12 protein-coding genes and 1 pseudogene are annotated in these 8,869 nt (G+C 70.6%); 6 read left to right on the top strand and 7 right to left on the bottom strand.

The features are described 5' to 3' along the window. The first annotated feature begins 236 nt into the window (after positions 1-236). The gene (locus ETD85_RS57005) at positions 237-848 is read left to right on the top strand and encodes a gamma carbonic anhydrase family protein (RefSeq protein ID WP_138698182.1); all 612 of its coding nucleotides are present in this window, start codon (positions 237-239) and stop codon (positions 846-848) included. On the opposite strand, the gene ETD85_RS57000 is transcribed toward ETD85_RS57005, so the two are convergent. The 3 genes from ETD85_RS57000 to ETD85_RS56990 form a co-directional block, all read right to left on the bottom strand. Beyond that, on the bottom strand, positions 838-1,161 hold the full coding sequence (locus tag ETD85_RS57000) for a hypothetical protein (protein WP_138698181.1): 324 nt from the start codon (positions 1,159-1,161) through the stop codon (positions 838-840). The two genes, ETD85_RS57005 and ETD85_RS57000, sit on opposite strands and share 11 nt — an antisense overlap. 74 nt (positions 1,162-1,235) lie before the next feature. Next, positions 1,236-1,709, bottom strand: a complete 474-nt coding sequence (locus ETD85_RS56995; protein ID WP_138698180.1) for a YdeI/OmpD-associated family protein — start codon at positions 1,707-1,709, stop codon at positions 1,236-1,238. Between the two features lie 76 nt (positions 1,710-1,785). Next, a complete protein-coding gene (locus ETD85_RS56990; RefSeq protein WP_138698179.1) occupies positions 1,786-2,178 on the bottom strand; it encodes a VOC family protein in 393 nt (130 codons plus the stop codon). A 122-nt stretch (positions 2,179-2,300) separates the two neighbouring features. On the opposite strand from ETD85_RS56990, the gene ETD85_RS56985 reads away from it, so the two are divergent. Together ETD85_RS56985 and ETD85_RS56980 are read left to right on the top strand one after the other, a co-directional pair. Next, complete coding sequence (locus ETD85_RS56985; RefSeq protein WP_138698178.1) at positions 2,301-3,173, top strand: sigma-70 family RNA polymerase sigma factor; 873 nt, start codon at positions 2,301-2,303, stop codon at positions 3,171-3,173. Then, positions 3,170-3,640, top strand: coding sequence for a VOC family protein (locus tag ETD85_RS56980; protein ID WP_338087263.1), 471 nt, complete (start codon positions 3,170-3,172; stop codon positions 3,638-3,640). The genes ETD85_RS56985 and ETD85_RS56980 overlap by 4 nt, the downstream gene beginning before the upstream one ends. Positions 3,641-3,645: 5 nt before the next feature. Here the strand turns inward: ETD85_RS56980 and ETD85_RS56975 are convergent, their stop codons facing one another. Further along, the gene (locus tag ETD85_RS56975; protein ID WP_138698177.1) at positions 3,646-4,563 is read right to left on the bottom strand and encodes an RNA polymerase sigma-70 factor; all 918 of its coding nucleotides are present in this window, start codon (positions 4,561-4,563) and stop codon (positions 3,646-3,648) included. A 199-nt stretch (positions 4,564-4,762) separates the two neighbouring features. Between ETD85_RS56975 and ETD85_RS56970 the strand changes: the two genes are divergently transcribed. Continuing rightward, positions 4,763-5,248 (top strand): carboxymuconolactone decarboxylase family protein, encoded by a 486-nt coding sequence (locus ETD85_RS56970; protein WP_138698176.1) that lies wholly within the window; start codon positions 4,763-4,765, stop codon positions 5,246-5,248. A gap of 109 nt (positions 5,249-5,357) precedes the next feature. Here the strand turns inward: ETD85_RS56970 and ETD85_RS56965 are convergent, their stop codons facing one another. Continuing rightward, entirely contained in the window at positions 5,358-6,296 is a 939-nt protein-coding gene (locus ETD85_RS56965) for an NADP-dependent oxidoreductase (protein WP_206059527.1), read from the bottom strand. A gap of 89 nt (positions 6,297-6,385) precedes the next feature. Here ETD85_RS56965 and ETD85_RS56960 point away from each other — a divergent pair, with 89 nt between their 5' ends. Beyond that, the gene (locus ETD85_RS56960) at positions 6,386-7,324 is read left to right on the top strand and encodes a GlxA family transcriptional regulator (RefSeq protein ID WP_138698174.1); all 939 of its coding nucleotides are present in this window, start codon (positions 6,386-6,388) and stop codon (positions 7,322-7,324) included. 137 nt (positions 7,325-7,461) lie between these two features. Continuing rightward, entirely contained in the window at positions 7,462-8,040 is a 579-nt protein-coding gene (locus ETD85_RS56955) for a DUF1707 SHOCT-like domain-containing protein (protein ID WP_138698173.1), read from the top strand. A gap of 111 nt (positions 8,041-8,151) precedes the next feature. Here ETD85_RS56955 and ETD85_RS66435 read toward each other — a convergent pair whose 3' ends face one another. Both ETD85_RS66435 and ETD85_RS67795 read right to left on the bottom strand, forming a co-directional pair. Next, the gene (locus ETD85_RS66435) at positions 8,152-8,475 is read right to left on the bottom strand and encodes a hypothetical protein (protein WP_240780077.1); all 324 of its coding nucleotides are present in this window, start codon (positions 8,473-8,475) and stop codon (positions 8,152-8,154) included. Positions 8,476-8,541: 66 nt separating this feature from the next. Beyond that, positions 8,542-8,670, bottom strand: a pseudogene (locus ETD85_RS67795) (DUF2510 domain-containing protein); the annotation flags it as partial. Positions 8,671-8,869: the final 199 nt, after the last annotated feature.

Raw genomic sequence — 8,869 nt, 5'->3', positions numbered from 1 at the left:
GGGTGGGGGTCGGCGCCGGAGTGGGGGACGCGTACGCCGGAGTCACCATGGTGCAGCCAAGAGCGCCCGCGGTGACGGTAAGGGCGATGCCGGTTCTCGTTCTACGGTGTTGCACTTGATCACTCCACGCGTCCACAAACAGGCTGACAGTGGTCAAGGACCGTAGTTGATTGGTCAAGAGTGTGCAAATAGCTGCTCATGGTGACAGAAGGGCACAAGCGCCTAGGATCGACGCCATGCTGCTCGAACATCGTGGCCGCAGACCGGTCGTACCTGAATCCGCCTACGTCGCCCCCACCGCCGTACTGTGCGGGGCGGTCGTCCTGGGCGAGCGGGCCCGCGTCCTGCACGGCGCCGTCCTCACCGCCGAGGACGGCGAGGTGCGCACCGGCGCGGACGTGGTGGTGATGGAGAACGCGCTCGTACGCGGGAGAGCCGCGCATCCGGCGACCCTCGGCGACGCGGTGTTGATCGGCCCGCACGCGCACGTCAACGGGGCGGTCGTGGAGGACGAGGTGTTCGTCGCGACCGGAGTGTCGATCTTTCCGGGCGCGGTGGCCGGGACCGGGTCCGAGCTGCGGATCAACAGCGTGCTGCACGTCAACTCGCGGCTCGCGCCCGGCACGGTCGTGCCCATCGGCTGGATCGCGGCCGGAGACCCGGCCGAGCTGTTCTCGCCGGACCGGCACGCCGAGCTGTGGGAGAAGCAGCGAGACCTCGACTTCCCCGGCACCGTCTACGGCGTGCCGCGCGGCACTCCGATGCGCGCCATCATGTCCCGCCAGACCGACTTCTACGGGTCACACGCGGGCGATCGGCTGATCGACGAGGGCGGGCTCAGCGAATGACGCGGCAGACCAGGGAGTCGGACGGCCCGCGCAGCGCGGCCATGACGACGTCCGTGGTGAGGTGCTTGCAGGCCAGGTACGGGTCGCCGGACCCCGCGTACTGCAGCGCCCCGCCCATGCCGCCGTTGTAGCAGCGCAGGCCGCCGGACTCGTAGAAGCCGATCCACGACGACGAGCTGACCTTGGCGTGGCAGTAGTCGCCTATGGAGACCGGCCCGAACGAGACGTCCACGACGGCCGCGTGGGCGGGCAGGGCAGCGGCGATGAGGGCCGCTGACGTGATGGAGAGCAGGGCGAGGCCGCGACGAAGCATGGAGACTCCATGAGGTTGGGGGTGGGCACTCACCTCGAAGTATCTATTAAGAAACTTTCCTAAGCAATCGGCCGCTACGAGTCGGTGCGCGCCGCCGGACGTCTCCCCGGCTCCCCGCTCCGCAGCGTCGCCAGAGCCTTCTCGATCCGCCGCGTGCGCGTCTCGGGCTTCTTCGCGCTCTCGATGGCGAGCACATGCTCCCGCTTGTGGCTGTGGGCCAGGCGGTCGTAGGCGGCGCGGGCGACCGGGTCGGCGTCCAGGGCGCGGGCGAAGTCCGCGGGCTCGACCACGACAGGCGGCTCGGGGTCGAACTCCACCTCCACCTCGACCTCGTCGCCGGTCACGACTCCGGCGGCCTGCCGGTTGGCGTTGCTCAGGCCGAGCAGGTAGCGGCCGCGCATGATGGCGACCCGGCTCTTCCACGAGTGCCCGTTGATCGTGATGGTCACCCTCGGCCGCTTGCCTCCGCCGAGCGCCTCCACGACTTCCTCGGGAACTTCCAGCCCTCTCATGGGCTCCACAGGCTCGACATAGGTCCGAAATTTCATGATCTGCTCCTCCTATCTGGCTCGGGCCGGCCCCCGACCACGCCGGATGCGGCGCGGCCGGGGTGCGGTCCATGGATCAGGAGCCGTACGTGGTGACCTTCCACAGATAGCCGTCCGGGTCGCTGAAGTAGCCGAAGTACCCGCCCCACTGGGCCGGGGCCGCCTCCTTGACCACGCTGCCGCCGGCCGCCGCCGCGTTGCGCATCATCTCATCCACCACTTCCCTGGAATCGGGGTTGAAGTGGAATGAGGCGCCGCGGAATCCGGAGCCCTCCGCGGAGACGCCGGCGTCCTGTGCCGCCGCCTCCCATTCGTACAGGGCCAGTTGCGGGGACCCCTCGCCCAGGCTGAGCGAGACGAAGTGGCGGGTGTCCTTCTCGATCGTGCAGCCCAGGCCGTCGGCGTAGAACTTCTTGGCGCGGTCCAGGTCCTTGACGCCGAGCATGATGGCGCTCACCTGTAGTGACATGGTGCTCTCCTGATGATCTCGAGATATTCGCAGGCCGGACAGCCGGGCCGGGCCCGGATGTCACATCGGCGGTGGTTCGCCGGTCAATTGGTATGACAGGCCGTAACGGAGGAATGTGACGAATGGTGGAGCAGGACTGGCTGAGCGAACGGTTCGCCGAGCACCAGGACCGCCTGCGAGCGGTGGCCTACCGGATGCTCGGCTCACCCGGCGAGGCCGAGGACGCGATGCAGGAGGCGTGGCTGCGGGTCAGCCGCGCCGACACCGGCCAGGTGGAGAACCCGGGCGGGTGGCTGACCACGATCGTCGCCCGGGTCTGCCTGAACATGCTCGAAGCACGCCGCAGCCGGCGCGAGGAGTCGGCCGGGGCGCTGCCGCCCGAGCCGGCTGACCAGCACGCGAGCATCCACCCGGTCGGCGAGGCCGGCCCCGAGGACGAGGCGCTGCTGGCCGACTCGGTCGGCGTCGCGCTGACGGTGGTGCTGGACACGCTGACACCCGCCGAGCGGCTCGCGTTCGTCCTGCACGACGTGTTCGCCGTGTCGTTCGGCGAGATCGGCGCCATCATGGACCGCTCCCCGGCGGCGGCCCGGCAACTCGCCAGCCGGGCCCGGCGCCGGGTGCAGGGAGCGGCCGGGGCCTCCGATGCCGCGCGATCCCCGAGGCGGGAGATCGTCGCCGCCTTCCTGGCCGCCTCCCGGGACGGGGACTTCAACGCCCTGCTCGAACTGCTCGATCCGGACGCCGTGGTCGGCGAGGTCCGCGGCGCCCGCGCGGTGGCGGACTTCTTCGCCGGACGGGCCCAGGCCGCAAGGCTCGCTCTGGTCGACGGCGTCCCGGCGGCCGTCTGGTCGCACCGCGGCCGGCCTGAGGCCCTCTTCACGTTCGCCATCGACGACGGGAAGATCACCAGCATCACCATCGACCGCGACCCGGACCGGCTCCGCGACCTCGACATCGTCTATCTCCGCGCCACCGGCGGGGAGCGGCGGTGAGCCGTACTTCCCGGCCGGCGCGCGGCGTGCCCGGCATGAACCTCAAGCTGTCGGCCTGCACCCTCGCCGTCCACGACCTGGACGAGGCGCTCGGCTTCTACCTCGACGTGCTCGGCTTCGAATTACGCGATGACGCCGAAGCCGAGGGGACGCGGAGGCCGAGCGTCGGCCCGCCGTCGCAGCCGGACGTACAGATCTTCCTCGAAGCGCCCGGCGCGAACCCCGGCGCCTCGCCCGCCGACCGGCGGGCGATCAAGGATCTGCTGGCCAAGGGCCTGCTGGGCGGCCTGGTCTTCCTGACCGACGACTGCGACGCCACCTTCGAGCACATCGAGGCCGCGGGCGCCGAGGTGCTGCAGGAGCCGATCGACCGGCCCGGCGGCGCCCGCGACTGCGCCTTCTTCGACCCCTCCGGCAACCTGCTGCGCTTCACCCAGCCGCGGCAGGTGGCTCTGACCCTCGCGTAACCCGCTCAGCGGCGCAGGGCGATCTCCTGCTCCATGTGCGCCAGCTTCTCGGGATTGCGTACGGCGTACAGGCCGGTGATGAGGCCCTTCTCGATGCGTACCGCCATGACGGTGTCGATCTCGCCGTCGCGCCGGAGAACGAGCGCCGGGTAGCCGTTGACCAGCGCCGGCTGCAACGACCTCGTGACATCGACCCTCCCCAGCACGCCGGCCACCAGGTCGGCCCCCACGACAGGCGCCAGCGCGGCCTGGACGACCCCGCCACCGTCCGTCAGGAGGACGACGTCCGGCGCGAGGATGTCGAGCAGGCGTTGCAGATCGCCCGTTTCGACCGCCTGCTGGAACGCCTTGATCGCGTCGCGGGTCTCGGCCGCCGAGATGACCTCGCGCGGCCGGCGCGCGGCGACGTGCGCCCGCGCCCGGTGCGCGATCTGGCGGACCGCGACCGCGCTCTTGTCGACGGCTTCGGCGATCTCGTCATAGCCCAGGTCGAACACCTCGCGCAGCACGAACACCGCCCGCTCCGTCGGCGTGAGCGTCTCCAGCACCAGCAGCATCGCCATCGAGACGCTGTCGGCCAGCTCGACGTCCTCGGCCACGTCGGGCGCGGTCAGCAGCGGCTCGGGCAACCAGGGGCCGACGTAGGACTCCCTGCGCCGGCCGAGCGTACGCAGCCGGAGCAGCGCCTGACGCGTGACGATCCGGACCAGGTAGGCACGCTGATCCCGCACCACGTCGAGATCGACGCCCGACCACCGCAGCCAGGTCTCTTGCAGGACGTCCTCGGCGTCGGCGGCCGAGCCGAGCATCTCGTAGGCGACCGTGAACAGCAGATTGCGATGGGCGACGAACGTCTCGGTGGCCGAGCTCACCTGATTGCTTGGGACGTGCGGCTCGGCTGGATCCACTGGTCGCTCGCTCATCGTCGGCTCCTGTTCGTTCGCACTCGACTCTGCCACACACACAGGACACCGGCCCCAGCCGCTCTGTGACAGGCACGATCGGTGGCGTACGTCACAAAACCGCACTGTCACAGGGAGCGGGTCACCGGCATCTCTTGGTCGTACGGACGCCGCGCGAACGATTCGCCCGGCGCGCAAGCCCGCCAGTGAGGACGAAGTCATGGAACCCCGTTTCAACCTGCTGACCAACGAGCTCGGCGCCAAGATCGCCAAGCGGATCTACAACGTCGCCCTGGCCATCCAGCAGTCGTCGCTGCCTCAGAGCACCCAGGACCTGGTGATGCTGCGCGCCAGCCAGATCAACGGCTGCGGCTTCTGCGTCGACTACCACACCAAGGACGCCACGGCCGCCGGGGAGAGCGCGGTCCGGCTCCACCTGGTCGCCGCCTGGCGCGAGTCCACCGTGTTCACCGAGGCCGAGCGGGCCGCGCTGGCGCTGACGGAGGAGGGCACCCGGCTCGCCGACGCCCACCACGGCGTGTCCGACGAGACCTGGGACCAGGTGCGCAAGCACTACGACGACGACCAGATCGTCGCGCTGGTCTCCGTGATCGCCATGATCAACGCCAACAACCGGCTCAACGTGATCGTGCGCAACCCGGGCGGCTCCTACGAGCCCGGCATGTTCAACAACATGGCCAACTGACCGCTACGAGGCAGGCGGTCACCTCCGGCGACCGCCTGCCTCTCGACGGCCTCGCCCGGCCGCTTCACCGTACGGCCAGCACCAGCTTCCCCGCCGCCACCTGGCCGCTTCACCGCACGGTCAGCACCAGCTTCCCCGCCGTACGACCCGTCTCGCCGAGTTCGTGCGCCTTCGCCGCGTCCGCCAGCTCGAACGTACCGGCGATCTCGGCACGCAGCCGGCCGTCGGCGGCAAGCCGGGCGATCTCCGCCATCCCGGCATGGTCGTCCTCCACCAGCATGACCTCCGCACGCACCCCGAGCCGGGCGGCCTCCTCGGCGAGCGCCGCGTTCCCGTCGTCGAGCCGGAGCGAGACCAGAACGCCGCCCGGGCGCAGGCTGCGCAGGGAGCGGATGGCGTGCTCGCTGCCCTGGGCGTCGAGTACGACGTCGGCGTCACGGACCGCCTCGGCGACGTCCGTGCTGCGGTAGTCGATGACCTCGTCCGCGCCCAGTCCCCGTACGAACTCGTGCTTGGGCGCGCTCGCGGTGCCGATCACGTACGCCCCGCGCACCTTGGCGATCTGCACGGCGAGGTGCCCGACGCCGCCGGCCGCCGCGTGGATGAGCACCCGCCGGCCGGGTTCGACGCGGGCGGTGTCGACGAGGGCCTGCCAGGCGGTGAGCCCGGCCAGCGGTAGTGCGCCGGCCTGCACGTGGTCGATGGCGGCCGGCTTGCGGGCGAAGGCCCGGGCGGGACCCGTGACGTATTCGGCGTGCGCGCCCGCTCCGTACGGGTACGGCAGCATGCCGAAGACCTCGTCGCCCGGCTTGAAGAGGGTGACGCCGCGGCCGGTCGCCTCGATCACGCCGGAGACGTCCCAGCCGAGGACGAACGGCGGCTCCCCGAGGAAGAGCCCGGGGACGCCGCGGTGCTTCCAGTCGGTGGGGTTGACCCCGGAGGCACGCACCCGGACGAGGACCTCGCCGACCCCGGGCGCCGGCCGCGGCAGCCGGACCTCCTTGAGCACCTCGGGGCCGCCGATCACGTCCTGGCTGATGGCGCGCATGGTGGTGATGTCGTTCATGCACCCCAGCCTGTTCCGCTTGGATGCTTGGCGGGAGTGGCATGAATGCCATTCACCGATAGGATCCTGTCATGCATCGGGTCGTCGTCCTGGCGCTCGACGGGGTCTACCCGTTCGAGCTCGGCATCCCCCAGCGCGTCTTCGGCACCGCGGACGGCCGCTACGAGGTGCTCACCTGCACGGCCGACGGCCGCCCGGTGCGGACGTCCGCGGACTTCGCGATCACCACCGACCACGGGCCGGAGGCACTGGCCACCGCCGACACGGTGATCATCCCGCCGTACGAGTCGGCGCCGGCCTCGGCGCGGCTCCCGGCTCCAGTGGCTGAGGCGCTGGCCCTGATTCCGTCCGGCGCGCGCATCGTGTCCATCTGCACCGGCGCCTTCACCCTCGCCGCGGCCGGTCTGCTCGACGGCCGCCCGGCCACGACGCACTGGCGGCTGACGGCCCGCTTCCGCGCCCTGTTCCCCAAGGTGGCCCTGGACGCGGACGTCCTGTTCATCGACGACGGCGACATCCTCACCTCGGCCGGGGCCGCGTCCGGCGTGGACGTCTGCCTGCACCTCATACGCAAGGACCACGGCAGCCAGGTGGCCAACCGCGTCGCGCGCCGCTGCGTCGTGCCGCCGTGGCGGGAGGGCGGGCAGGCGCAGTACATCGAGCAGCCGGTGCCGGAGCCGTCCACGGCCGGGACGGCGGCGACGCGCGAGTGGGCGCTCACGCGCCTGGACAAGCCGCTGACGCTGACCGACCTCGCCGGGCATGCCCGGATGAGCCTGCGGACGTTCGCCCGCCGGTTCGGGGACGAGGTGGGGATGAGCCCGGGACGGTGGCTGATCCAGCAGCGGGTGGCGCGGGCGCGGGAGCTGCTGGAGTCCAGCGACCTGCCGGTGGAGCTGATCGCCGGGCGGGTGGGCTTCGCCACGGCCGCGTCACTGCGGCAGCACTTGCACGCCGCGATCGGCGTCTCGCCGCAGACTTACCGCCGCACTTTCCAGGCTGCGGAGTAGGGAAGGCACCGGGAGCTGCGCGTACCGCTAGTACGATCTACGGCCTGCTGCCCTCAGCCAGACGAAGGGTGATCCAGCGCGGGCCTTCCAGCAAGCGATCACTCCAACTTGCCTACTCGACGACTTAGAGTGCGGGTGTGAGCGGAGACTTAGTCCCGCAGCCGCCCGACTCCCGGATGTCCGACGCGGACCGTGAGCGCCTAGCCTCCCGTCTGCATGCGGCCGTCGGTGAAGGGCGGCTGACGTTGGAGGAGTTCGAGCAGCGGCTGGGCGGAGTCCTCAGCGCGCGGACGTTCGGCGAGGCCGAGCCGTACGTGGCCGACCTGCCCGGCGGCCCCGTGACGGCGCACGCGGCCGAACGGACCGAGCTGCGCACCGTGGCCTCCCCGCTGAAGCGGCGCGGCAACTGGGTGGTGGCGCGGGTGTTGCGGGTGTCGGCCAAGGCCGGGCCGGTGAAACTGGATTTCACCGATGCCGTCATCCCCCACCAGGTCGTCGAGATCGAGCTGGATGTGTACGCGGGCTCCACGACGATCGTGCTGCCGCCCGGCTCCTCCGTGGACATCGACGACGTCGAGCTGATCGCGAGCCCCGCGAGTGTGAAGGACATAGCGCGATCGCCGGGGTACGGGCGGCATTTCGTGGTGCGGGGGACGCAGCGGGCCGGGCGGCTGCTGGTCAGGCAGCAGCGCCGGTTCTGGAAGTGGCGGTGGTGAGCCCCTGGCGACGAGTTCCGGTGGCGGGCCGAACCCGAGCAGAACGGCGACTGGCGCACCGTCAAGTTCGTCTCCTGCACCACACGTGACCCAGCCTCAAGGTAGCTGGCGCTATTCAGCGGCCAGACACGCATTCAGGAATGGCTTCGGCCCCTCGGGGAACCGCAGGGGTTCGCCCATCGACTCCAGCGGCAGTGCCAGCGGTTTGTCCTCGTCCACTATCCACCCGGCGATGTGGCCGCACAGCTTCTTCCGCTCCTTGGACTGAGGCTTTCCGGCTTCACGTTCGAGATTGAAATGAGCCATGGAGATCGAGCCGAGGTTCTCGGCCACCTCGCTCGCCCGGATCTCCTGCCCCGAGGACCTCACCACGACGACCGGGTCGCTGCCCCGCATGACGACCACGCCTCCGACGGCGCCGCCGACCAGCACCAAGGCGCCGATGGCGATCCCAACGGGGAGCATCCACTTCCGGTTCCTGACGGGTGGGGCCGGCGGGGCGCCCGGAGCGGCCGTCTGCTCGGTCCATCGCCGGCCGTCCCACTGGCGTAAGAATGGCTGGCCACCAGGGTCCGGGTAGAAGCCGGGACCATGCGGGCTTGGGTGGTGCGGTGGTCGCGGTCCATCCACGGGGTGTCCTGCCTTCCACTGCCATGAGCGTCGAAACAGGGACGATCTAGAACCACCCGCACGCTAGCAGCCGTCGAAAGCACTCGTCTAACAAGATCCGCGAGATGTGAGCAGGGCCATGGCCTGGAATCTGCCGCATCCCCATCACGCCCTTCCCTGGCCGCCGACCGGTGACAGCCGGGCGGCGAGTGCGGGTGGG

Origin of the sequence: Nonomuraea zeae, from assembly GCF_005889725.1 — a bacterium.
GTDB classification, from domain to species: domain Bacteria; phylum Actinomycetota; class Actinomycetes; order Streptosporangiales; family Streptosporangiaceae; genus Nonomuraea; species Nonomuraea zeae.
This window is presented reverse-complemented; position numbering and strand designations above follow the sequence as displayed.